Here is a 24,068-nt window from a genome sequence, read left to right as displayed (position 1 = left end):
GATTCGTCGCTTCACCTTATTCGATCTCTTCCACTATCAGTTTGGACGGGCACTGCCCAAAGTGCTTGCGAAACGCTAAGGTAAAATTAGAAGGGTGATGATAGCCCGCTTCGTATGCAGCTTCGGATATGGATAGCCCACCCTGTTCAATAGACTGCTTAGCGCGCTCCAGTTTGCGCGCTCTCACATAACTTATGACCGTCATGCCAATCTGATTCTTGAATTTTCTTTGTAACTTAGAAACACTCATTGCCATCGAGCGAGTTCTTCCAAACCTAGATCCTGATCTAAATTGTACTCAATGTGTTTAATCAACTGCGCCACACTATCTGGCCGTTTCTGTTGTGACAAGTTGGAGATTGGTAAACGCTGCTCAATTTCATCCGTGACGATTTTAACCAACTGCAATGTCGCAATATCTCTTGAGATCGTGTCATTAAAGTTGCTGTTTTGTCTTGGTTCAATAAGACTACGAACTATCCGATCCAATTCTTCAGAATAATGAACGTCGATATGTGCCTTATGAGTATTGAGAAATTGATTCAGTGTACAAGACCCGCTCCCCAGCCTAGATTGCAACCACTGGTGAGAAAACAAGATGTTGATTTTCTTTAATGTCGATTGCTTGATGATATCTCTTCGAAAACTTGCTGGCTTCGTCAGATTAACCGCTATCGCTTGCGATTGATTCGTTACCGATAAATCAAAACAGAGGTCATCGTACCCAAAGCTGAGCCTCCCCTCGAGTAGCACAGTTACGATGAGAGCTGGCGTGGCGACAGAAACTACTTTGGTATTCATTAATTCTTCACTGATGCCTCCGTGAAGAACATACCCTTCCTCAATAGTAGAAGGGTGTGAGATAAACACCCCTCTAGCCAACTGCGAACGTCGGGAAGGTATCTCACTAACAATCGCCTCAAGGTCGTTGTCAGCGACTCTTTTTGTCATTACCACTTTCTTAAAAACACTATTGGCCAATTCCACTGCCATTCCTCTTTATAAAACTCATAACTGTTGGACGATTTCTCATAATTGTTTTTGCTATTCACGACCAAATTACAAACTTATCATAAATGCAAACTATTATCATTTACATCATTGGTTAATTTTATGAATGTTTGTCTACCCTCAAAGCCCTATCACGACTTATCTAAAACCAGCTTAGCGGTGGCTCTTGCTTTAGTGAGTGCCCAATCTTTAGCGGATACCGCTATCAATAACGAAAATACTCCACTTGAAGAAACCGTTGTGGTCTGGGGAGCAAAAGTCTCCAGTAGCTCGGAGTCAGTTTTTGCTGAAGATATGTCACTACGCCAAGCCGATCATATGTCCGACTTATTACGAGATATACCCGGTGTCGATGTTGGCGGTACGCACTCGGTAAACCAGCGGATTAATATTCGCGGATTTGGTGAAACTGATTTAGATATTCGTTTAGATGGCGCTTCGCAGCACGCGAATATGTTCCATCACATCGGTAACTTGACACTCAACCCTGACATCATCAAACAAGTAGACATTCAAGTTGGCAATAACTCTGTTACTCAAAGTGGCATTGGTGGCGCGGTTTATTTTGAAACGAAAGATGCACGGGATTTGCTTCGAGGTTCTGATCAGTTTGGCGCCCGTGTGTTTGGTGGCTATGCTGACAACAACAGTAAGCAAGGCTCGCTAACTCTTTATGGACTGATGTCAGAGAAAGTTGATTATATGGTATACGGTCACGGTGTAAGCCGTGGTAATTTTAAAGATGGTGATGGTAATCAAACTTATGGCTCCGAAGGTGATGTTTATAACATTCTGGGTAAACTAGGATTTGAACCCACTCACGAACACCGCTTTGAACTGGCTTATGACTACTATCGTGACAAAGGTGATTACAACCCTCGCCCTGATATGGGTGGAAACGCCAATATAGGGCTCACTCAGGACGATCTCATTCCGACAACTTATGACCGCAATACCATTACGCTTAATTACGAACTCAACAAAGAGAAACATATAGGTCGGGTAAATGCGTTTTACAGTAAAACCAAGATAGAGCGCGATGAGAGCGCCATCAGTGGGCGCTGGCCGGGCAACCGACATTCCAACAATAGCGCTGAAAACCGTAATCAGGGCTTCAACGCTAAAGTGCAATCTCAACTACCGGTCTTTGGCTTCGACAACTCACTCACTTACGGTGTCGATTATGTCGACAAACAGTCAAAAAGTGCCTACGGTGGGGTCGAATTTATGGATGAAAGCGCTATTTCCAGCGCTGCATTCATCGAAGACAAGTTTTATGCTACAGATAGGTTTGCAGTAACGCTTGGAGGTCGTTACGACAACTATAAACGTGAAGCCACAACCAGCGACAAGACATTTTCTGACTTCACATGGGCTTTGGCAGCAGATTGGGAATTTGTGGATGGATGGACATTATTTGCCAGTGGGCGAACACTCTTTAAAGGACCAGAACTGTTAGAGACCTTTATTCGATATCAGGATGTGGCTTATTTGTCCGACGATATCAAACCAGAAACAGGTTACAACGCTCAAGGTGGACTCAAGTTCAATCGACATATCTCGGAACACTTTATTGGCGGTAACTTAACTCTATTTAATACTCGTATAGATGACTATATCGTCGCAGAAGGTAGTGGTCGCCCATATGTTTACAACATTTACAACAAAGGCGACGCCCAATACCGCGGCTTTGAGCTAAGCGGTACATACAGCTATCAAGCATTCCGCTCGAAAGCATCATACTCCAAGTCGGACAACAAAGATTTGACCAACGGTGGGCCCGTAGTCAACGCTGCAGGACGCAGTGCGGACATTGGGGATAGTATTGCCGTAACCTTGGAATATGATATTTTTGCCGTTGATACGCTAATTGGATGGACATCCATAGTGGTACTTGATGAAACGAACGTTCAGGATGGAGCGCCTATTAAGCAAGGTTACAATGTTCACAATTTCTACGCACAATGGGTTCCTAACCAAACGCCTGAGCTTTCGGTAACCTTTGGTATTGATAACATCTTTAATGAGCAGTACGTCTCTCATGCTTCACGATCTGGAACTGCAAGAGGGTTTACGTTGGACGACTATGAGCCTGGACGCAACATTAAAATCTCAGCAGCATACGAGTTTTAAATCAATATAAGACGATCTGATAGAGAAAAGGCGCCATTTGGCGCCTTTACTTATAACTGTTTAACAGCAGTTTGAATTTGCTCAACCAGTTCTACATTGCGCAGACTTCCCGCTTCCAAGTCAAAGTTGTCGTAGAAACTTGGCACTGAGACTGTGGCTTTAACATTGCCGCCAAAATAAGGTGCAGAGTTAACCGCAGCCGCAAGAACGTTACTTGCTCCGCCTGGGCCCGGTGAGGTAGCTAAATAAACCGCCGGAATGCCTTTAAACACTTCGCGTTCAATGCGCGTTGCCCAGTCAAACAGGTTTTTATAAGCCGCTGGATGATGGCCGTTATGTTCAGCAAAAGACACCACCAAAGCATCGGCTTGATGAATAGCCGCTAAGAATGCCTTTGCCCCTTCTGCTTGGCCAATTTCTTTCTCTTTATCTTCGCTAAACATTGGCACATCAAACTGGGTAAGATCGAGTACTTCAACGTCCGCGCCTTCGATCAGATTTGCAGCATAAGTAGCTAATGCTTTGTTGATAGAAGTGCTGCTCGTGCTGGCTCCGAATGCGATTACTTTCATGACAAGTTCCTTATTAGTGACAACGTTTTAAGAAGTTGTTTAAAGGTTAACCTATCCATCGTTTTCAACAAGCGAGTAAAACCAATCAAATCAATCGATTTTTTCGAACAAGATTAGATCGCGGCTTGTAGTTCGGTCCAAAGATCGTTCACTATGATTCTATCGGCTGGAGACAATTCAGATTTCGCTTCATCAATACTAGCCTGAATACGAGTTTTGAACTCAGCCAAATCCACTACCCCTTCTTCCTCACAAGAAGCCGCTGACAACGAAATGTGGCCGCGAAGATACCCACCAGCAAACAACTCATCTTCGGATGCGTCTTGGATGCGAGAATCAATGGTCTCTAGAAGTTTTTCTTCATATTCGATGATCATAGTTTAGGTTTTTCCTAGTTTACTCTAACGAACCGCAAATTGGTCACGGCTAAGTTCAGGGGTTTGATAAAACTGTCTTAGTGCTTGAGAAAGTGCCAATACCCGCTTAGGAATACCTTCGGAAAGTATTGCCATTACTTCGTCATGTACTTTACTCATAAACGCCACTCTATCTGGCTCAAAGTCGCCGCTTAGATTGTCACAACTTACGGTAAACGGGAACCCTGCACTGACGGATAAAATCCATTCATAAGCTTGAGGGCGAATTTCTACTTTCTCAAATTCACTCTGCACTTCCTGAGTACGCCCATCAGGATGATACCAATAGCCAAAATCTTCCAATAATCTTCTTTCAGGTCCCGCCACACACCAGTGTGCAATCTCATGTAAGCCTGAAGCGTAAAAGCCCCGCGCAAAGACAATACGATGATATTCCGTTGTTTCGTCGGCAGGTAAATAGATAGGCTCATCTCCACCAAGCTCTAGCTTAGTGTTGTATTCCTGATAGAAAGTTTGGTTAAAAATAGTAATTAAATCTTGGTACTGATGCTGCATAGTGACAGTTAAGCGAAAACAATTGTGGCGTATTGTCTATGGAATTTTGCTAGAGGTAAAGTCTTGAGGTGAGGGAACAAGTCGTATCATTAGTTTTATTAATCAGAAAAACGTTTCCTTTATATAATATTTCATTCGTCACAACGCCTTTATGCCACTACACTAGCGCATCTTTTGTTTTCGAGTATCGTGTCATGTTGCTAAGTGTCTTATATATTATTGGGATTACCGCCGAAGCAATGACTGGCGCACTGAGCGCTGGCCGTCGCAATATGGACTGGTTTGGAGTTATGTTAGTAGCGAGTGCTACCGCTATTGGCGGTGGTACCGTTCGCGATATTCTGCTTGGCCATTACCCTCTTGGTTGGGTAAAACATCCTGAATTTCTCGCCATCACTTGTGTGGCAGGTGTTCTCACTACTGGGCTTGCCAAATGGATCATCAAGTTCAAAGGGGTGTTCATTCGTTTAGATGCACTCGGTCTTGTTGTCTTCACCATCATTGGCACTAACGTCGGGCTTGGCATGGGATTACACCCGTTTATCTGTATCGTTTCCGGATTAGTAACCGGCGTTTTTGGTGGCTTGTTGCGTGACTTGATTTGCCGTCAGACACCTCTGGTACTACACCAAGAGCTTTACGCGTCGATCTCCGTCATCGCTGCTTGTTTGTACCTTGTTCTTCTGGAATACGGTGTGAGCACTTTGACCACAACGATAGTTACCTTAGTGATCGGTTATACCCTGCGCATGGCAGCGGTTCGGTTTAAATGGCGTTTGCCTTCTTTCCACCTTGATAGTGAAGAAGCCGTCCACTAAGCCCAATTCAACACCATTTTTTCTCTTAGCTGATATTTACAAAGTAAATATCAGCTATCTTCTCCGCTCTATCGCTCCTACTCTCTTCTGCTTTTATAGTAAGACTCATCCAAAGCAACCAACATTAAATGTTAGCTGCGCAGCAACGTTTGCTCGTGGCCGCACAATAGGTACTCAACTATGTTTAAGTCTAATTCTTTAAAAGCACTCGCGATCGTTATGGCTATATTCGCAACGGGATGCGCGTCTAATAAGGCTACGGATGGCGAGGAAGAGAATCGAAATGCAGCGCGTAATCGTGGTGCTATTGGTGGTGCGCTTATTGGCGTCACAGCAGGTGCTTTAACTGGTAGCCCTGAAGTCGCAGTAAAAGCAGGCACTATGGGTGCGGTTGCCGGTGGCGTATCGGGCTCTATGAAAGATACCGCAGAAGCGAGAGAAACCGAGCGTACTGAGATCCTTGCCGAAAGCTTGGACAAAGATACGCGCAGCGAATCAGAAAAACGTGTTGCCGAGCTTGAAGCAGAAATTCGAATTAAAGAACTTGAGCAGCAAATCGCAGAGATGGAGCAGCAAGAACAAGCCACGGATTCGGAAAATGACCAAACTACAACTAAACTAGAATCACAACAAGAGAGTGACAGATCCTAACTTATAGCGTTTGAAGAATAACAACAACGTCGGTTGGAAGCCCCTGCAACCTCATTCGAGGTGCGGGGCTTTTTTTCATCGTTTAGGAAATATCAGAATCAATCAGCGCCTTCACATACTTTCTTTTGTATCGTTGGCGGTGCCGGTTCATAGTGGCTAAGCGTCATACTAAATCGTCCTTCGCCACCCGTCAGTGCTTTGAGGCGTCTTGAGTAATCTTGCAGTTCGTTAATTGGCGACTTGGCTTCCAGTAACGTACTACCAAACGCCCCCTGTTCGCTGCCAACAATCAACCCACGATTACCGGACAAGTCGCCAGATACATCACCTACTGACGCAGTCGGTATCTCAAGTGTTAAATCCACAATCGGCTCCAGTACTATTGGACCTGCCTCTTCAACCGCTTGCAAAAAGGCTTTCTTACCTGCGATAACAAAGGCAATTTCTTTTGAATCTACTGAATGGTATTTGCCATCAAAAACCGTCACTTCAATATCACGAATTGGGTTACCGGAAATCGCCCCTTCTTCAAGGGCCTGTTGAATGCCTTTCTCCACAGCAGGGATTAATGCCGTTGGAATGGCACCACCTACCACTTTATTGACAAACTTAAATCCTGCGCCTCTTGCTAGCGGTTTTACTTTTAGCTGAACCTCTCCAAACTGCCCAGCTCCGCCACTTTGTTTCTTGTGACGATATTGCGCTTCTGCTGGCTTAGTTATGGTCTCGAAATATTCAACGCTTGGCTGACTGGTTTCAACGTCCAACTTAAACACTTTAAGCATTTTTTCGAGCGCAATTTTGAGGTGGAATTCACCCTGTCCACTCAAGACTGTTTCATTGGTACGAGTGCGATGCTCAATTTTCAGTGTCGGATCTTCTGCGGCAATCTTAGCCAAAACATCAGAAAGCTTCTGCTCATCACCACGTTTTTTGGGGCGCAGGGCTAAGCTATACATGGATTCAGGGAAGTTTAGTGTTTTGAACGCCACTCCATCTTCATCATGGGAGTCATGAATGACCGAATCAAACTCCAGATCATCCACCTTAACAAGTACACATAAATCGCCGGCATTAGCACTGCTAATTTCTTGTCGTTTTTTACCTTGCAGATTATACAAATGGCCCACTTTGAATGCCTTGCTGCTATCTCCAACAAATAACTGGCTACCTGTTGTGAGCTCCCCTTGGAAAACTCGGACATAAGCAAGTTTGCCCATGTATGGGTCTACATTTATTTTATAGACATGTGCGACCGTGTGGTCACGTTTATCGCAGTCAATTGATACTCGTTTGCCATTTTTCTCTAATAAAGGCGGGTTACCTTCATCAGGCATTGGCATGATTTCTGCCAATGTACGAAGCAGAAGATCACAACCTGCCCCCGTATCGGACGATACGAAACATACTGGTATTACATGCCCAGTGCGCAAGGCTTCCTCAAATGGATCATGAAGCTGTTCTGGTGTTAATTCTGAGCCTTGTTCTAGGTATAGCTCCATCAAGGCTTCATCAACCTCCACTACTTGATCGATGAGCAGTTCATGGGCATCTTCAACTCCGCTAAACAAGGTCGCTTGCTCTGGATTAGGTTCGAAGTAACAGTCTATGACCTCTGCGGGCTTATCGGAAGGTAAGTTTATTGGCAAACATTGAGCGCCAAAACGTTGCTCAATGTCTTCTAAGAGTGCCACCAATTTATCGGTATGTTGGTCAATCTTGTTCACCACGATCATTTGGCATTTTTTCTGCTCTTGAGCAAATTTGAAAAGGCGTTCTGACACTTGGTTAATTGGTAAACTGGCATCAAGAATCAATGCCGTCGTTTCAACAGCAGGAAAGATACTCAAAGTGCGGCCAAGCAGCTCAGCTTGTCCTGGAGTATCGATAATATTCATTTGGTGTTTTTGCCAAGAGAGCGTAACGGGAGTTGCTTCAACACTATGCTGGTAGTGTATGGATTGGTCATCAAAATCAGTGATGGTGTCACCATCTTCCACATGACCAAGATGTTGGCTGGAATGGGACTCAAAAAGCAGGCGTTCAATTAGGCTGGTTTTACCGGTTCCTGTTTGACCGACAAAGGCAATATTTCTGATTTCATGTTGAGACATAATGGACTCCTAAAATGATTGGAAACAAGCACAGTTGCATCGAGTCGGCGGTTTCCCGCCAGCTCGTCTTCCAAGTCATTTTTCGGATCCTTCTGTCCAATAAATGCACTCCTTTTCTCGATGAAGTTCTAGTGTGACCCTATACCCCTAAAATTATTGTGACTAATTTCATATCATTACTAATTTTGAGCATTTATTGTCCAAGACGTGATGAGGTACAAAAAAAGCCTCGCAGCGTTACTGCGAGGCTTCAAGTCTGTTGCTTATTCGAGCTAAATAACCGGTGTTTCTGTCGTTACACCGTGGTTTTGACCACGATGACGCAGTAAGTGATCAAGGAGAACAATCGCTAGCATCGCTTCCGCGATTGGCACAGCACGAATGCCTACGCAAGGATCGTGGCGACCTTTGGTAATTAGCTGAGTTGGCTCACCAGTTCGAGTAATTGTGTCTCCCGGAACGGTAATACTTGATGTTGGTTTTAGAGCAATATTCGCAACGATATCTTGCCCGGTAGAAATACCACCTAAAATGCCCCCAGCGTGGTTGCTTGAAAAGCCTTCAGGCGTTAAAGGATCACGATGTTCGCTGCCTTTTTGGTTTACCACATCAAAGCCATCGCCAATCTCGACACCTTTAACGGCATTAATGCTCATCAATGCATGAGCAATATCGGCATCAAGACGATCAAAGATAGGCTCCCCAAGGCCAACTGGTACATTGGTTGCTACTACTTGCAGCTTAGCGCCAATGGAATCACCCTGTTTTTTTAGGTCACGAATCAGCTGATCAAATGCTTCGACTTTGTCCACGTCAGGGCAGAAGAACGCGTTGTTTTCGATTTCATTCCAATCGACCTTATCGATAGACACATCGCCCATTTGTGATAAGTAAGCACGAATTTCTACACCGAATTCTTGTTTAAGATATTTCTTTGCAATTGCACCAGCCGCAACACGCATTGCGGTTTCACGAGCTGATGAACGACCACCACCTCGGTAATCACGTACCCCGTATTTTTGGTGATAGGTATAGTCGGCATGACCGGGACGGAATTTATCTTTAATTTCTGAATAATCTTTAGAACGCTGATCGGTATTTTCAATCAGCAGACCAATTGATGTACCCGTTGTTTGACCTTCAAATACCCCAGAGAGGATTTTTACTTCATCAGGTTCACGTCTCTGAGTGGTGTACTTTGAGGTACCTGGGCGGCGACGATCTAAGTCTACTTGCAGATCGGCTTCGGTAATTTCTAACCCTGGAGGACAACCATCAACGATACAACCCAATGCAATACCGTGACTTTCTCCAAATGTTGTTACACGAAAATGTTGTCCGATGCTATTTCCTGCCATTACTTCCTCTGTCTGTCAGAACAAGCTATATCCGAGCTTGTTCAATGCCTGTCTGTTCTTCGTGATTTCATAGTGACGACAAAGGCAGACGTTGTAAACCCCCAAACAAAAAAACGCCGCAATTCTCATTACGGCGTCTTCAGTCATCTCGTTAACGATCAATCTTTATAGATTGCAAATTCCTCAGCGTGGGCAACAAGCTGCTCTCGCGTCAGCATAAATACGCCGTGACCGCCGTTCTCGAACTCAATCCAAGTAAATGGAATATGAGGGTACTGTTCCATCATGTGAACCATAGAGTTACCCACTTCACAAATAAGAATGCCGTTATCAGTTAAGTAGTCTGGTGCATTAGAAAGAATACGACGCACCAATTTCAATCCATCGGTCCCTGCCGCAAGACCAAGCTCCGGCTCATGAGTAAACTCTTCTGGTAAAGAATTCATATCTTCTTCATCCACATATGGTGGATTTGAGACAATCAGGTTGTATTTCTCTTTTGGCAGATCGCGGAACAAATCAGAGCGAATTGGGAACACTTGCTGCTCGAGGCCGTGGTCTTGAACGTTTTGTTCTGCAACTTCCAATGCATCGGTGGAGATATCAATCGCGTCTACTTCGGCATCAGGGAAAGCATGTGCACATGCAATCGCAATACAGCCACTGCCAGTGCAAAGGTCCATGATGCGTACTGGCTCTTCACTTAACCATGGCTGGAACTGCGCCTCAATTAATTCGCCAATTGGAGAACGCGGCACTAATACGCGCTCATCAACGAAGAACTCTAAACCACAGAACCACGCTTTGTTAGTCAAGTAAGCTGTTGGAGTGCGATCATTGATACGCTTAATAACACGCTCAACAACGCGAAGACGCTCACTACTTGTTAAGCGAGAGTTCAAAACATGCGGTGGCACATCGATAGGTAAGTACAGCGTTGGCAGAATCAGCTGAACCGCTTCATCCCAAGCATTGTCAGTGCCGTGGCCGTAAAAAAGACCCGCTGCGTTGAAGCGACTGACCGTCCAACGAATCAAATCTTGTAATGTGTGAAGCTCAGAAACGGCTTCTTCCACAAAAATCTTATCCAAAATTGCCTCCAAAAAGCGCTACAATACTGCTAATAACCTAATTTAATGAGTTGTTCCCATTAATGAGCCAGAAAGACGACAATACCGATGATGATTTCGGTCTATTCCGGGACGCAGTACAAGGCGTAAAAAAGTTGCGACAGGATACCATAGTCCAGCAGCCAAACCGAAATAAGAAACAAAAAGAAGCGAAAAGAACCAATAGAGAAGCGAAAGACGCAGAGTTTTACTTCTCGGATGAGTTTGTTCCGCACTTAAGCGATGAAGGACCAACGCGCTATGCTCGCGATGATGTGTCTACGTATGAAGTAAAGAGGTTACGTCGTGGTGTCTATGTGCCTGATGTTTTCTTAGACATGCACGGCATGACACAACAAGAAGCAAAACGTGAATTAGGCGCAATGATTGCTCATTGCGTGAAAGAGAACATTCATTGTGCTTGCGTTATGCATGGCATCGGCAAGCACATTCTGAAACAAAAAGCGCCTCTTTGGTTGGCGCAACATCCAGACGTAATGGCGTTTCACCAAGCACCACTCGAGTTTGGTGGTGATGGTGCTCTGTTGGTATTGCTTTCAATACCAGAAAAGTAACGTCCTAAGGGTGAATGTGCCAGAGCACTTCGCCCTGCCTTCTCTCCACATCATACTCAATACACACTAAACCTGATGTTGGAAACATTGGTGCACTGATATCACCGACAAACTCGGCAGTTAGGTAACCAACCAACGGCAAGTGCGATACCAGCAAAATTGACTCTAGATTTTCTAACTCAGCAATAGCTGACACATACTCAACCACGTCTTCCGCTTGACCATAAGGCGTAATATCGTCAGAGGTCACCACGTCGTTACTACTAAACTCGCTACTAATTGCAGCCCAAGTTTGTTGTGCTCTCAGGTATGGGCTGACCAGCACTTTGTCAAACTCCGAGTAACCTTGCTGTTTGCAAGCTCTCGCAACGATTACCGAGCATTCTTTACCATGAGATGTCAGAGCTCGCTCTTCGTCGCTAGGTGCGTAATGGACAGCCTCGCCATGGCGCATTATAAAAACTTTCATATGTTTACCTGTTTCTACTGATGGTTAACTTCATCGTTCCATCGATACAGAGCTATACTTATTTAAAAAAATTAATTATATCAATTCACTTGCTAAAGGCTTCGACTTTCTTAACAATTTAATAAGTAGTCTAAAAATATTTGTAACTTTGTTTTTGCGTGTCTCTTATTTAACGTCATAATTATTTTACTTAAGTATTGGTAAACCCTGTTAGTACCAATAGTGAGACATTGCTTTTGTTGCCAGGTGCTTGGTTGAGCTGTCCAAGCTTCCGCTTAATCTGGAGAAGATAAGTGCATCTAAGTCCTAATGATAGTCGCTCCTATCGCTACCTTACTCTCAACAATGAGCTAAGAGTACTGCTTATTCAAGATATGCAGGCTCAAAAATCGGCTGCCGCTCTGGCCGTTAATGTCGGTCATTTTGACGATCCTGATGATCGTGAAGGGCTCGCTCATTACTTGGAGCATATGCTGTTTCTCGGCACAGACAAATACCCCAAAGTTGGTGAATTCCAGTCTTTTATTAGCCAACATGGTGGCTCAAATAATGCGTGGACAGGCACTGAGCACTCGTGCTTTTTCTTCGATATTTATCCAAACGCCTTTGAAAAAGGTCTCGACCGTTTCAGCCAGTTTTTTTCTGCCCCTCTTTTTAATGAGGAAGCGCTCGATAAAGAACGTCAAGCGGTAGATTCAGAGTACAAACTAAAGCTGAATGAAGATGGACGACGTTTGTATCAGGTCCAAAAAGAGACCATTAACCAAGCTCACCCATTTTCGAAATTTTCCGTCGGAAATATCGACACGCTGTGTGATCGAAATGGGCAAAGTATTCGCGAAGAAATTGTTCGTTTTCATAAAGAACAATACTCTGCTGACCTTATGACAGTAGCACTCATAGGTCCTCATGAACTTGATGAGCTAGAGCAATGGGCTGCCGGCAAGTTTAGCGATGTGGGCAATAATCAATTACACGGAAAAGTAGTTGATGTCCCTTTTACGACGAAAGAACATACCGAAGTTCTAATTCAAGTAGAACCTATTAAAGAGATCCGCAAGCTGATTCTCTCTTTCCCATTACCTGCCACGAATCAGCATTATCACCAAAAGCCAATGTCATACTTCGCCAACTTACTCGGCTACGAAGGTCAAGGCAGCTTAATGCTTTATCTTAAAAATAAAGGGTGGATTACCTCGCTATCTGCTGGTGGTGGAGCGTCGGGCAGTAACTTTCGCGAATTCAGTGTCAGCGTCTCTTTGACTCCTGTTGGCTTAGAGCATGTTGATGAGATCATCCAAGCCGTTTTCCAGTTTACCGCGCTAATAAAGTCTGACGGCATGGATGAGTGGCGCTACGATGAAAAAAGGGCTGTCACCGAATCAGCGTTCCAGTTTCAAGAACCTGCACGCCCATTAGATCTCGTTAGCCATCTTGTAATGAACATGCAAAACTATTTGCCAGAAGATATTATCTACGGCGACTATAAAATGTCTGGTTATGATGAAGAGCTATTGAAGCTATATGGTTCCTATCTCACCACAGACAATTTGAAAGCAACCTTAGTCGCTAAAGAGCAACATTACGACCAACAAGCGAAGTGGTATTTTACGCCCTATTCTGTAACGCGTTTTACTGACGAACAGCTAGCATTCTTTAATCAGTTGCCTGTGCTTTCTGAGCTTCCATTTGGATTGCCAGAGAAAAATCCATTTATTAACTACGATTTAAAGACCTACCCTGTTGAGTCCAATGGCGAGCACCCTGAGCTAATTGAAGACCTTGACGGCTTTAGGCTGTGGCACCTACAAGACGATAAATTCAACGTCCCAAAAGGCGTAGTGTTTATTGCTATCGATAGTCCTCACTCTGTCAATTCACCCAAGAACATTGTCAAGACTCGCTTATGTGTTGAAATGTTCCTCGACTCATTGTCTGAAGAAACTTACCCCGCTGAAGTGGCTGGTCTTGGATATGACATGTATGCACACCAGGGTGGTGTTACGCTGTCCATCTCAGGATTCAGTAAGAAACAGCCTCAACTACTGGAAATGATTCTTAAGCGATTCGCGTCTAGAGAGTTCAATCCTGCCCGGTTCGAAAGCATCAAATCTCAACTATTGAGAAGCTGGCGCAATACGGCCAAAGATCGTCCTATTTCACAGTTATTCAATGCGATGACAGGGATATTGCAACCTAACAACCCGCCTTATCCGGTGCTAATCGAAGCACTTGAGTCTATCGAGGTGGACGAGCTACCAAACTTCGTTCAGTCTATTTTGTCCGAGCTGCATATTGAGATGTTTGTCTACGGTGACTGGCATCGTCAAGGTGCACTCGATATCGCCACTACTTTGAAAGATGCCCTTAGACTGAATAATCAAAAATACGAAGAAAGCCTACGTCCTTTGGTCATGCTTGGGGAGAATGGCAGTTTCCAAAAAGAAGTGTTCTGCGACCAAGATGACTCTGCCATCGTGGTTTACTATCAGTGTGAAGATATTGAACCAAGAAGCATTGCGCTGTATTCGTTGGCGAACCACCTGATGTCCGCCACCTTCTTCCATGAGATTCGAACCAAGCAGCAGCTCGGCTATATGGTTGGTACCGGTAATATGCCGCTTAACCGCCATCCTGGTATTGTATTGTATGTCCAATCACCAAATGCGGCGCCAAACGATTTGATTCGTTCAATCGACGAGTTTCTAAACGCCTTCTATATGGTGTTACTAGAACTTAATGATTACCAGTGGCACAGCAGTAAGAAAGGTCTTTGGAATCAAATCTCTACCCTTGATACAACTTTACGAGGACGAGCTCAGCGACTGTGGATTGCTATTGGCAACAAAGACACTGAGTTTAACCAACGAGAGAAGGTGCTAGCTGAACTTAAATCACTTACAAGGGCGGATATGATTCGCTTTGTTGTGAATGAGCTAAAGCCAAGAACCGCCAATCGACTGATCATGCACAGCCAAGGTAAAGCGCATATTAACGCGCCACGTTTGGATCTAGGTTTAGAGATAGGCTCAATTGAAGAGTTTCAATTAAGGCCGAAGGATACGGATTTAGGATAATAAAAAACCCCTCATTTGAGGGGTTTTCTTTTTTAACGCTTATTTATAGAAGGTTTCGTCAAGTCCAGCTCGAGTTAACAAACCGTCGCATGGCGCAAAGCGGTCACCGTATTTCTCAGCGTGCTGGTTCATCAACTCAACGACTTTCTTAATTCCAATCGTATCCATATAGCGGAAAGGACCACCTAAGAATGGTGGGAAACCAATACCGAAGATCGCACCAATGTCACCATCACGTGGACTGCGAATAATGCCTTCGTCCAAGCAGCGCACTGCTTCGTTCAACATAGGTAAAGCGCAGCGAATAGCGATATCTTTCTCAGACATCTTAGCTTCAGGTTTCAGGCCAAGAACGCTGTACACCGAACTGTCCACTGACTTCTTTTTACCTTTATAGGTGTAGAAACCTTTACCTGTTTTTCTGCCTTTACGACCATCGTTTAATAGTTTGTCGAAAACATCCGGACCTTGGAATCGCTCGCCTAGTTCAGCGACTAGAATTGGCATGATCTTGGCGCCAATATCAACACCTACTTCATCTAACAATGTGATAGGTCCGACAGGGAAACCAAAGTCCAACAAAGCGTTATCAAGTGCTTCAATTGGCTCGTTTGATAGTAGAACGTTTGCCGCTTCATTCATGTAAGGCGCTAGAATACGGTTCACGTAGAAGCCTGCTTGGTCTTTAACAACAATCGGTGTTTTACCCTGCTTTCTGGCAAACTTAACCATAGTCGCGATAGTTTCATCCGATGTACCTTCATGCGGAATCACTTCCACCAACGGCATTTTATCGGCTGGACTAAAGTAATGCAGACCAACCACATTTTCTGGACGTTCCGCTTTTTCAGCAATCTGCGCGATAGGAATGGATGACGTATTGGTAGCAAAAATGGTTTCTGGTTTAGCGTTGCTCTCGACGTCATTCACCATCTGTTGTTTCAACGATAGATCTTCAAATACCGCTTCGACCACAACATCGGCCTTGGCAAAACCGGTAAAGTCTGTGCCGCCAGCCATTTGCAACATTTGCGCTTGTAGATCCGCTTTAGAGATAATGCGACGCTTACGCTTTTTCTCTAACAACTTAAAGTTGTAATTAAGCGCATTCACAATGCCTTCATTAGCAACATCTTTAATGCGAACTGGCACTTTCGCTTTGCATACGGTGACGTGAGTAATACCCGCCCCCATTAAACCACCACCCAGTACCACAGCGTTGTCGACGGCTTTAGGCTGGGCGTCACTACCAAATTCTTTCTTCATCTCTGTGGTAGCGAAGAAAATAGAACGTAACGCTTTAGATTCTGAAGTCATCACTAATTCGCCAAAGCGTTTAGCTTCATTCTCCAATCCTTTCTTCATGCCTTTTTCGAGACCATAGCGAATCACATCTAAAATGGCATCAGCCGCAGGATAGTTACCGCGTGTTTTTTCGTTGGTCTTCTTCGCTGCTTGGTCAAAGATAACTTTACGACCAAGACCTGTACCTGACATCAACACTTCTTTCTTGGTGAGCTTTTTCGCTTTGCGCTTTTTGCCCTTACCTAAGAAATCTTTCGCCACGTCCAACAAAATAGTGTGTGGCACACTCGCATCGACGACACCAAGTTTTTTCGCCTTTTTGGCGCGAAGTTGCTTACCCGTAAGAATAAGGTCAAGAGAAGGCAGTAGCCCAATAAGTCTCGGTAGTCGCTGTGTGCCACCTGAGCCAGGAAGCAAACCAAGCTGAACTTCTGGTAGTCCTAGCTTAGTAATATCCGCATCACTACATACACGATAATCACAAGCAAGTGCGAGTTCTAGACCACCGCCCAAGCAGGGACCGTGAATAGCAGCAACAACAGGAAATGGGAGATCGGAAAGCTGCTGAAACATCTCTTGCCCTTTTGCAGCTAACGCTTGTGCTTCTTCTGCAGATGTACATGCATCAAGCATTCTCACATCTGCTCCGGCAATAAAGTTATCCGATTTTAACGAGTGGACAATCAACCCTTTAAGTGCCGATTTTTTCTCTTCAAGCTCAGAAAAAACTTGTGCCATTTCATCGGCAAACGCAGCTTGAAGGGTATTCATTTTCTCACCTGGAACATCTATTCCAAGCCATGCAATGTTCTGCTCATCAACATTAAGATGAAAGGCTTTATGCTCGCTCATTATTCTACCTCCAGAATCATTGCCGCACCTAAACCACCAGCCGCACAAGCGGTGTTAAGCGCTAATCCACCACCGCGACGCTTAAGCTCGTTCAGTGTTTGCGTAATCATTCGTGCACCAGTGGCTGCGAATGGGTGGCCATAGGCAAGTGAACCACCAAGTACGTTGAATTTCTCCATATCGATTTCACCAATTGCACTCGAACGGCCAAGCTTCTCTTTAGCAAATGACTCACTTGCAAACATCTTGACGTTAGAAAGTGCTTGGGCAGCGAAGGCTTCATGCATGTCGATAAGCGTTAAATCTGATAGTGAGATTCCAGCGCGATCTAGCGCCATAGGTGTCGCATAAGATGGCCCCATCAGCATATCTTCACGAACACCAATAGCAGAGAACGCATAAGAGCGGATATAGCCTTTGATTTCTAAACCCAGCTCTTTAGCTCGACCTTCACGCATCAACATAATCGCTGCAGCGCCATCGGTCAGCGGCGTACTGTTAGCCGCAGTTACGGTGCCATATTGGCGATCGAATGCTGGACGAAGCTTACTATAGCTAGCAAGCTCTGAGTCATGACGGATGTTGTTGTCTTGCTCTAGGCTCTTTTTATATGGTTCGGGAAAGGCCGTCATTACCTCATCACGCACTTTGCCTTCTTTCCAAGCCTGCGACGCAAGGGAGTGAGAGCGATGTGCTAATTCATCTTGTTCAAGGCGAGTAATTCCATGAGATTTCGCCATTTGCTCAGCCGTTTGTCCCATAGATAAACCAGTCGAATACTCAGCGACCGCAGGTGGCACAGGCATAAGGTCCTTGAACGACAACTTCTTAAGAATGCTAAGTTTTTGGCCGACTGTTTTGGTTTTACTCAAAGCAAGTAGGTTCGCCGCCAGTTTTTTAGAAACCCCAATAGGTAAAACAGAAGATGAATCGGCGCCACCAGCAATCCCAACATCAATGGTGCCAGCCATAATACTTTCGCAAACATTGGCAGCGGCTTGGAAACTTGTCGCACAAGCTCTTGTCACACTATAAGCGTCAGTATGAATGTTCATACCAGTGCCAAGTACAATTTCTCGCGCAATGTTTGGGGCTTCTGGCATCTGAACAACCTGACCAAATACCACTTGGTCGATTAACTTAGGGTCGATATCGGTACGTGCCATCATTTCAGCAACGACCATCTTTCCTAGGTCAACAGCGGGTACTTGGCTAAATTCGGTGCTTTGGCGCGCAAAAGGTGTTCGCAAGCCTGCAACTACAGCGATACGTTCGCCGTTACGGGTGGTGAGATCGATTTTCCCCACTTCCTTACTGCTCATAATTTCTCCTTCCTAAGAGGTCTGACCACAGCATTGTAACGAAGATGTTAAGAATTTAAAACAGTCGTTTAATAAAACTTGATGGATTTATTGAATAACGTGATATGGTCGACCAAAATGGAATATGAGAATGACGCAAGCTAAGCGACAATAGGAATAGTGAAAACAAGAAGATAGATTCTACGAGCAAAAAAAAACCACACAGTAAATTGTGTGGTTGGAATCTATAAAGCAATTAACTTGCGCCAATTGAAAATAATCAGTTTCCTGATTAGGAGAAAGTAAAGTCAGCCTTCAAAAGGAAGTGTCATCTTGCTCAACATGTTAGTCCCGAAAGACCAACGAGATGACAAGGGTTAATATAACCGCTCCTCAGGTCTTAATTTTGAACTAGATCAATTTTGAGTGACTTTGCTGTAAATCCAGGGAAAAAAACACGAATCACAGAGCAAAAACGGGGGCTCCTGTGTCATTTATAAAAAAGTTTGGAAAGAAATCTTCGAGTAGTCCGGTCAACTCGAATATGGACAAACAAAGAAAATACGAAGCACTGGTTCGTGCTTATCATAGAGATCTTTATCGATACGCTTATTGGTTGTGTAAAGATAAGCCCGTCGCTGAAGATCTTGTTCAAGAAACCTGCTTGCGTGCTTGGAAGTCTCTGGATAGCCTCCAAGATGAAAAAGCCGCGAAGTCATGGCTTATCACGATTCTACGTAGAGAGAATGCTCGACGTTTTGAACGTAAGCAGTTTGATCTCGTCGATATCGATGATTATGGCAATGATGCAAAGGTTTCTGATGATCCGCACCATCAGCAGGAATGGCTTCAAGCACAAATTATGAAACTCGATGTCGAGTATCGAGAACCGCTCTTTCTACAAGTCGTTGGTGGCTTTAGTGGTGAAGAAATCGGCTCGATCCTCGACCTTAACAAAAACACTGTAATGACTCGATTATTTAGAGCACGCAACCAGCTCAAGGAAATGTTGGAGTCTGCGGATTCACCTAGGGGGCAACACAATGGATGAGTTAGAATTCCGTCGTCGTATTATGTCCGATCCGAAGGCGAAAGATGCTGAGTTATTGGAAGCGATCCAACAAAGCGAAAACAATGCGAAATATATGGACGATATTTTGTCATTGGACGCTCGAATCGAACAAGCGATGAAAGTCGATGTTCCCGATGATTTAGCTGACCGGATCTTATTTAACCAACCAGAAAGCAACGTGGTCAAAGTGAAATTCGGTAAGCGCGCGCTTTCATTAGCAGCGTCTATCGCTTTTGCCTTTGGTTTACTAGTAGGCCAAGTTAATTGGGGAAATGTGGTTGTTTCACCGGCACAAGCTTCGTTATCTGATACAGCTATGAAACATGTTCATGAAGAAATGGGCTTTATTGAGCCACTTGATGAAAACGTCTCTAAAGCTCAAATTAATGCTAAATTGCTGCCATTTGCTTATCAGATCGGCCAGAGCTTTCCTTACCATGTTTATTATTTGAATCACTGCGGTTTTGGTGAGTCCAATGCAATGCACATGGTATTTCAAGGTGAAAAAGGCAAAGTGACCCTGTTCTTAACAGGCATCGCGAGCGAACAAACTAAGTCTTTCGATAAAGATGGAATGGCGGGAATGGTCGAACCGATTGGCGATGCCAGTTTCATCCTTGTTGGTGAAGAAGGTGAAGACTTTAGTAAAATCGGCGAAAACATTAAGAAAATCCTTAACCCTGCTTAATTTTATAGATAAAAGAGCCCTATTTCCGGATAGGGCTCTTTTTTTATTGATATTGTTATTTTTAGAGTTTCAACTCTAGAAATAACCTTTTTCGATGCATTTCCTGCCAAATAGTCATCATTTATATACTTTTTACGCGATTTTAGTTACTGGTCAGATTTCTATTGCCTATACTAGCGATTAGGATCAGCCCCGAAATTGAGCATTAACTCAATTTTCACTAACGCCCAAAGAGGCGATTACAAAAAAGGATGTATACTAAATGACTACTTCGCGTCTGTATAAAAAAACACTATTAGCAGTGGCAGTCTCGTCACTCACTTTCGCCTCTCAACATGCAGCAGCAGCAGGTTTCCAACTTAACTCTCAATCAGCAACAGGTCTAGGCCGTGCTTTTGCGGGTGATGCTGTAATTGCGGATAACGCTTCGGTAATGGCGCGTAATTCAGCAGCTATGGCGTTATTTGACACAAATCAGTTTTCTGGTGGTGTGAACTATATCGACACAGATATCAAGATCACTAACATTGAGCCTGCAGTAGGCCAACAAAGTGATGTAACAAACTCCAGCGGAACGCCCGTTCCGAATATCTATTACATTCACCGTTTAAATGACCAATGGTCGTTAGGTGCTGGTATCTATTCAAATTTCGGTACTAAGAACAATTTTGATGATTCATTTGGTAGTACAAGTACCGCTAGAGCATTCGGCGGAACAACTGAGATTTCCAGTATCAACTACGCTTTAAGCGTTGCGTATCGTGTTAACGAGCAATGGAGTGTTGGTGGTGGCCTAGATATTGTTCAAGGTAGCGGTAAACTACAGCGTGAGGCTGCTCCTGGAGTGTATGCTCTTGACGTAGATGCTAGCGGAATTGGTTTAGGCTTTAACTTGGGAACAGTGTTCGAGTTGAATGAAAACAATCGCTTTGGATTGTCGTACCACTACAGCCCTGAAATAGAAGCAGACGGTACAGTCTTTGTTGATCAAGGAATCGCTGGTGGTGGCTTACCAAATGGTAACAATGCTGTAGCCGGACAAAATATTATGTTCTCACTACCAAGCATGGTTGAGTTCTCTGGCTATCACAAAATCGAAGATACTAAGTTTGCCGTGCATTATAGCCTCCAATGGATCGGTTGGAGTGTTTTCGATACTCTAGAGACTTCTGGTGGTGTTGATCTCAAAGACTACAAATGGAAAGACGGTTATCATGCAGCGATCGGTGGTACCTACTATCTAAATGATGCATGGACATTACGTGCGGGCTATATGTATGACACCGCTGCACAAGACCAACTGACCTCTATCTCTGTTCCAGATTCAGATCGTCAATGGTTCTCTGCTGGATTTGGCTATCATTTCAAGCAACACCATACTGTTGACTTTGGCTTCACTTACTTGATGGGGCAAGATGTTAGCGTTTCAGAGGCAAATGGACCTCTAACACTAACCGCAACCACACGAGCTGATGCTGTGCTAGCGGGTATCCAATACAGCTACAGCTTCTAAGCTAAATAGCTAAAGTTTTTAAGGGTCGGGTAATTCCGACCCTTTTTTCTATCTGCCCCGACTCACTATATCCTTCACTTTCAGCATACAACTGGTCATACCTTTTCTTGGTTTTTGTATACAGATGTAAGCTCAATTTTTGAAACATCACCATAACATCTAGATTATTAGTCCATAAGAATATAGATTTGCGATATTTAAATTCAAAAACGATGCATTTGTAATAAATTAGTTTTAAAGCATTTACTCTAAAAATAGAATCACCGCTCTAAATGGAAATACTTTGAGCGAACAACAATGACAATTTCAAAACGAACTCCCCTATCTCTTGCAGTGGTTTTGGGGCTGCTATCCTCTTCACAGGTCTCAGCGGCAGGTTTTCAACTAGCAGAATATTCAGCGACTGGTCTAGGACGTGCATTTGCAGGTGAGGCAGCAATGGCTGACAATGCAAGCGCACAATGGCGTAACCCAGCGATGTTGACTTATCTAAAGGGTACTCAGGTATCTGGCGGTGTACTTTATGTCGACCCAAATATAGACGTTACCGGTACCTCTTCTAAATTTGGCTACACTGAAGCTAAAGACATTGCTCATAGTGCACCTGTACCTAACTTATACGTGTCACATCAAATTAATGATAGTTTTACAGCTGGCCTCGCTCTAGGGTCAAACTACGGTATGGAAACAGAGCTTGATAGTAGCTTTCTTGCGACCCAGTATGGCAATCAAGCGAAAGTAATGACGGTAGAAGCTGTCGCTAGCTTAGGCTATAAAATCAATGAGCAATTTAGTATTGGTGGCGGTATTCGTTTTGTCACTGGAGAAGGACATTTTGGTGCTTCAGTCCCTGTCGCAGGCACTGATCTGAAGTATATGGAAGGAAAAGATAGCTCTTGGGGCTACCAACTTGGCGCCGCTTGGCAGATTAATCCTAACAACCGTGTTGGTATTGCTTATAAGTCGAAAGTGACTATGGACTTCGAAGGTGATGCCAGTGGTTTATTAGTACCAAACCAAAGTATCGGTGGAACTCTATCAGTCCCACTACCAGCAACTCTTGAACTAGCTTCATTCCATCAACTGAACGCAAAATGGGCAGTTCACGGAAGTATCAACTGGACTCAATGGAGTGACTTCGACAAACTTGTTGCAAAATACGACAATGGTATGAGCGATCATATCAAGGGTGAATACTGGAAAGATAGCTATCGTTTTGCTCTAGGTACAACGTACAGTTTAAATAAAAAAGTAACGTTGCGTGGTGGTATTGCTTACGATATGTCAGCTGTTGACGATAAATACCGTACAACCACTATTCCTGAAACAGATCGTACATGGTTAAGTGCTGGTGCTAGCTACGCATTTACAGAGCAGTTCACTTTGGATGGCGGTTTAACCTATATTATGGCGCGTAAAGCTCCGATTGTTGAACCTCGCGACTCACATGACCAAGCCGCGTCAGTTTTTGGTGATTTCACTGGTGAAATCTCAGGTGATGTTTGGATTGTAGGCGTACAAGCGAACTATCGTTTCTAATAGTCTCTAAGGCTAACTAAGAGATCCTCTATTATTCATAATGAGGATCTCTTTACAAAGTTCCTTCTCGAGCTACTCAAAATCCTCCAAGTAGTCATCAATATAAGCTTCTTCCTCCGCATCCACTTCATCATCCACTACTTCTGCTTTGTAGTTCTGACGTTGGATATAAATATCCCGAGTAAGCGAATAAGGATCTGGTGACTGTTCGAGTGTCGCTTCTTGAGGGACGACTAGCGCGCGTTTTTCCATTCCTTCTAAGGCCCACTTGCCAAAGCTAGCCCAAAAGTTCAAGAAAGATATTGGCGGATATAATCCATCTACGACATCTGCACCTTCACGTAAAGTAATCGGTCCATAACCCGGTATCATAAAATATGGGCCCGTACCGACCCCATAATGCCCAATCGCATCACCGAACTCTTTCTTGTCTCGCTTTTCAATACCGGCCGCAGATGCGATATCAATAAAGCCTAATAAGCCTAAGGTACTGTTTATCCAAAATCGATTGAAGTGATCCAGCGCCTTACCACCATTACCCATAACAGCATTGTTCACAGCGCTAAATGGTTCATCAAGGTTAGCTAGGAAGTTACGTACCCCTAGTCTGACTGGATCAGGCGTGTAGTTGACGTAAGCGAGAGAGACGGGACGCACAAAATAGGGGTCTAAATAGTCATAATTAACCGCCCACATTGCTCGGTTAAAGCTTTCGAAGGGATCATAGACGTCGGTTCCAACCTGAGTCGTATCATTGTCAGGTTGTAGTTCACTGTTCTCGACTTGCAGATCGCTGGAGTCACTTGAGCTAGAATCCAAAGTCGAAGTTGCCTCTTGGCTTTCTATCGGTTGGGTATCTTCAGGAGATGAAGAACAACCAAACAGAAATACGCAAGAAACAAAAACGGCAAAAAGAGTGATCTTTTTGCCGGTTGATGCTGACTGCATAACCTCATCCATAAGCCATGACAATCTGAGC

The 24,068-nt window shown here is 44.1% G+C and carries 21 protein-coding genes; 9 read left to right on the top strand and 12 right to left on the bottom strand.

Features of this window, described 5'->3' with window-relative positions; genetic code table 11:
- Positions 1-16 precede the first annotated feature (16 nt).
- Positions 17-256, bottom strand: a complete 240-nt coding sequence (locus OH456_RS12300; protein ID WP_270033547.1) for a helix-turn-helix transcriptional regulator — start codon at positions 254-256, stop codon at positions 17-19.
- Entirely contained in the window at positions 247-951 is a 705-nt protein-coding gene (locus tag OH456_RS12295; protein ID WP_270033546.1) for a hypothetical protein, read from the bottom strand. Before OH456_RS12295 ends, OH456_RS12300 begins: the two co-directional genes overlap by 10 nt.
- Before the next feature lie 162 nt (positions 952-1,113).
- On the opposite strand from OH456_RS12295, the gene OH456_RS12290 reads away from it, so the two are divergent.
- On the top strand, positions 1,114-3,144 hold the full coding sequence (locus OH456_RS12290; RefSeq protein ID WP_006070015.1) for a TonB-dependent siderophore receptor: 2,031 nt from the start codon (positions 1,114-1,116) through the stop codon (positions 3,142-3,144).
- A gap of 50 nt (positions 3,145-3,194) precedes the next feature.
- Here the strand turns inward: OH456_RS12290 and OH456_RS12285 are convergent, their stop codons facing one another.
- From OH456_RS12285 to OH456_RS12275, 3 genes are all read right to left on the bottom strand, one after another.
- Positions 3,195-3,716, bottom strand: a complete 522-nt coding sequence (locus OH456_RS12285; RefSeq protein ID WP_236111366.1) for an NADPH-dependent FMN reductase — start codon at positions 3,714-3,716, stop codon at positions 3,195-3,197.
- Between the two features lie 113 nt (positions 3,717-3,829).
- Entirely contained in the window at positions 3,830-4,093 is a 264-nt protein-coding gene (locus tag OH456_RS12280; RefSeq protein WP_006070013.1) for a YfcL family protein, read from the bottom strand.
- 24 nt (positions 4,094-4,117) lie between these two features.
- Positions 4,118-4,648, bottom strand: a complete 531-nt coding sequence (locus tag OH456_RS12275) for an elongation factor P hydroxylase (protein ID WP_006070012.1) — start codon at positions 4,646-4,648, stop codon at positions 4,118-4,120.
- Positions 4,649-4,842: 194 nt separating this feature from the next.
- Between OH456_RS12275 and OH456_RS12270 the strand changes: the two genes are divergently transcribed.
- Entirely contained in the window at positions 4,843-5,466 is a 624-nt protein-coding gene (locus OH456_RS12270; protein ID WP_006070011.1) for a trimeric intracellular cation channel family protein, read from the top strand.
- Positions 5,467-5,646: 180 nt separating this feature from the next.
- Complete coding sequence (locus OH456_RS12265) at positions 5,647-6,117, top strand: hypothetical protein (protein ID WP_006070010.1); 471 nt, start codon at positions 5,647-5,649, stop codon at positions 6,115-6,117.
- Positions 6,118-6,215: 98 nt separating this feature from the next.
- On the opposite strand, the gene fusA is transcribed toward OH456_RS12265, so the two are convergent.
- The 3 genes from fusA to prmB all read right to left on the bottom strand — a co-directional run bounded on the left by fusA (position 6,216) and on the right by prmB (position 10,680).
- Entirely contained in the window at positions 6,216-8,231 is a 2,016-nt protein-coding gene (gene fusA / locus OH456_RS12260) for an elongation factor G (RefSeq protein ID WP_270033545.1), read from the bottom strand.
- A gap of 272 nt (positions 8,232-8,503) precedes the next feature.
- On the bottom strand, positions 8,504-9,589 hold the full coding sequence (aroC, locus tag OH456_RS12255) for a chorismate synthase (RefSeq protein ID WP_006070008.1): 1,086 nt from the start codon (positions 9,587-9,589) through the stop codon (positions 8,504-8,506).
- A gap of 158 nt (positions 9,590-9,747) precedes the next feature.
- Positions 9,748-10,680, bottom strand: coding sequence for a 50S ribosomal protein L3 N(5)-glutamine methyltransferase (gene prmB / locus OH456_RS12250; protein ID WP_006070007.1), 933 nt, complete (start codon positions 10,678-10,680; stop codon positions 9,748-9,750).
- Between the two features lie 62 nt (positions 10,681-10,742).
- Here prmB and smrB point away from each other — a divergent pair, with 62 nt between their 5' ends.
- The gene (gene smrB, locus OH456_RS12245) at positions 10,743-11,273 is read left to right on the top strand and encodes an endonuclease SmrB (protein WP_031493271.1); all 531 of its coding nucleotides are present in this window, start codon (positions 10,743-10,745) and stop codon (positions 11,271-11,273) included.
- Between the two features lie 4 nt (positions 11,274-11,277).
- On the opposite strand, the gene sixA is transcribed toward smrB, so the two are convergent.
- A complete protein-coding gene (sixA, locus tag OH456_RS12240) occupies positions 11,278-11,742 on the bottom strand; it encodes a phosphohistidine phosphatase SixA (RefSeq protein ID WP_006070005.1) in 465 nt (154 codons plus the stop codon).
- Positions 11,743-12,035: 293 nt separating this feature from the next.
- Here sixA and OH456_RS12235 point away from each other — a divergent pair, with 293 nt between their 5' ends.
- On the top strand, positions 12,036-14,819 hold the full coding sequence (locus OH456_RS12235; protein ID WP_270033544.1) for an insulinase family protein: 2,784 nt from the start codon (positions 12,036-12,038) through the stop codon (positions 14,817-14,819).
- Positions 14,820-14,858: 39 nt separating this feature from the next.
- Here OH456_RS12235 and fadJ read toward each other — a convergent pair whose 3' ends face one another.
- Both fadJ and fadI read right to left on the bottom strand, forming a co-directional pair.
- Positions 14,859-16,976 carry a fatty acid oxidation complex subunit alpha FadJ gene (gene fadJ / locus OH456_RS12230; RefSeq protein ID WP_198558119.1) on the bottom strand — a complete coding sequence of 706 codons (2,118 nt, stop codon included), beginning with the start codon at positions 16,974-16,976 and terminating at the stop codon, positions 14,859-14,861.
- Positions 16,976-18,298, bottom strand: a complete 1,323-nt coding sequence (gene fadI, locus OH456_RS12225; protein WP_006070002.1) for an acetyl-CoA C-acyltransferase FadI — start codon at positions 18,296-18,298, stop codon at positions 16,976-16,978. The genes fadJ and fadI overlap by 1 nt, the downstream gene beginning before the upstream one ends.
- A gap of 523 nt (positions 18,299-18,821) precedes the next feature.
- Here fadI and OH456_RS12220 point away from each other — a divergent pair.
- The 4 genes from OH456_RS12220 (at position 18,822) to OH456_RS12205 (ending at position 23,089) form a co-directional block, all read left to right on the top strand.
- Entirely contained in the window at positions 18,822-19,328 is a 507-nt protein-coding gene (locus OH456_RS12220) for a sigma-70 family RNA polymerase sigma factor (protein WP_006070001.1), read from the top strand.
- Positions 19,321-20,037 carry a DUF3379 domain-containing protein gene (locus OH456_RS12215; protein WP_006070000.1) on the top strand — a complete coding sequence of 239 codons (717 nt, stop codon included), beginning with the start codon at positions 19,321-19,323 and terminating at the stop codon, positions 20,035-20,037. Before OH456_RS12220 ends, OH456_RS12215 begins: the two co-directional genes overlap by 8 nt.
- A 262-nt stretch (positions 20,038-20,299) precedes the next feature.
- Entirely contained in the window at positions 20,300-21,550 is a 1,251-nt protein-coding gene (locus OH456_RS12210; protein WP_270033543.1) for an OmpP1/FadL family transporter, read from the top strand.
- A gap of 297 nt (positions 21,551-21,847) precedes the next feature.
- Positions 21,848-23,089 carry an outer membrane protein transport protein gene (locus OH456_RS12205; protein WP_270033542.1) on the top strand — a complete coding sequence of 414 codons (1,242 nt, stop codon included), beginning with the start codon at positions 21,848-21,850 and terminating at the stop codon, positions 23,087-23,089.
- Positions 23,090-23,161: 72 nt separating this feature from the next.
- Here the strand turns inward: OH456_RS12205 and OH456_RS12200 are convergent, their stop codons facing one another.
- Complete coding sequence (locus tag OH456_RS12200) at positions 23,162-24,037, bottom strand: MlaA family lipoprotein (RefSeq protein WP_124940097.1); 876 nt, start codon at positions 24,035-24,037, stop codon at positions 23,162-23,164.
- Positions 24,038-24,068 lie beyond the last annotated feature (31 nt).

The sequence above is a fragment of the Vibrio sp. La 4.2.2 genome (assembly GCF_027586995.1).
In the GTDB taxonomy this organism is placed as follows: Bacteria; Pseudomonadota; Gammaproteobacteria; order Enterobacterales; family Vibrionaceae; genus Vibrio; species Vibrio mediterranei.
The sequence above is the reverse complement of the archived record's forward strand: the minus strand, read 5'-3'. Positions and strand labels throughout refer to the sequence as shown.

Coding starts and splice junctions, on each gene's coding strand:
- OH456_RS12300 (WP_270033547.1), bottom strand. CDS start 256: ATGGCAATGAGTGTTTCTAAGTTACAAAGAAAATTCAAGAATCAGATT.
- OH456_RS12295 (WP_270033546.1), bottom strand. CDS start 951: ATGACAAAAAGAGTCGCTGACAACGACCTTGAGGCGATTGTTAGTGAG.
- OH456_RS12290 (WP_006070015.1), top strand. CDS start 1,114: ATGAATGTTTGTCTACCCTCAAAGCCCTATCACGACTTATCTAAAACC.
- OH456_RS12285 (WP_236111366.1), bottom strand. CDS start 3,716: ATGAAAGTAATCGCATTCGGAGCCAGCACGAGCAGCACTTCTATCAAC.
- OH456_RS12280 (WP_006070013.1), bottom strand. CDS start 4,093: ATGATCATCGAATATGAAGAAAAACTTCTAGAGACCATTGATTCTCGC.
- OH456_RS12275 (WP_006070012.1), bottom strand. CDS start 4,648: ATGCAGCATCAGTACCAAGATTTAATTACTATTTTTAACCAAACTTTC.
- OH456_RS12270 (WP_006070011.1), top strand. CDS start 4,843: ATGTTGCTAAGTGTCTTATATATTATTGGGATTACCGCCGAAGCAATG.
- OH456_RS12265 (WP_006070010.1), top strand. CDS start 5,647: ATGTTTAAGTCTAATTCTTTAAAAGCACTCGCGATCGTTATGGCTATA.
- fusA (WP_270033545.1), bottom strand. CDS start 8,231: ATGTCTCAACATGAAATCAGAAATATTGCCTTTGTCGGTCAAACAGGA.
- aroC (WP_006070008.1), bottom strand. CDS start 9,589: ATGGCAGGAAATAGCATCGGACAACATTTTCGTGTAACAACATTTGGA.
- smrB (WP_031493271.1), top strand. CDS start 10,743: ATGAGCCAGAAAGACGACAATACCGATGATGATTTCGGTCTATTCCGG.
- sixA (WP_006070005.1), bottom strand. CDS start 11,742: ATGAAAGTTTTTATAATGCGCCATGGCGAGGCTGTCCATTACGCACCT.
- fadJ (WP_198558119.1), bottom strand. CDS start 16,976: ATGAGCGAGCATAAAGCCTTTCATCTTAATGTTGATGAGCAGAACATT.
- fadI (WP_006070002.1), bottom strand. CDS start 18,298: ATGAGCAGTAAGGAAGTGGGGAAAATCGATCTCACCACCCGTAACGGC.
- OH456_RS12220 (WP_006070001.1), top strand. CDS start 18,822: ATGGACAAACAAAGAAAATACGAAGCACTGGTTCGTGCTTATCATAGA.
- OH456_RS12215 (WP_006070000.1), top strand. CDS start 19,321: ATGGATGAGTTAGAATTCCGTCGTCGTATTATGTCCGATCCGAAGGCG.
- OH456_RS12210 (WP_270033543.1), top strand. CDS start 20,300: ATGACTACTTCGCGTCTGTATAAAAAAACACTATTAGCAGTGGCAGTC.
- OH456_RS12205 (WP_270033542.1), top strand. CDS start 21,848: ATGACAATTTCAAAACGAACTCCCCTATCTCTTGCAGTGGTTTTGGGG.
- OH456_RS12200 (WP_124940097.1), bottom strand. CDS start 24,037: ATGCAGTCAGCATCAACCGGCAAAAAGATCACTCTTTTTGCCGTTTTT.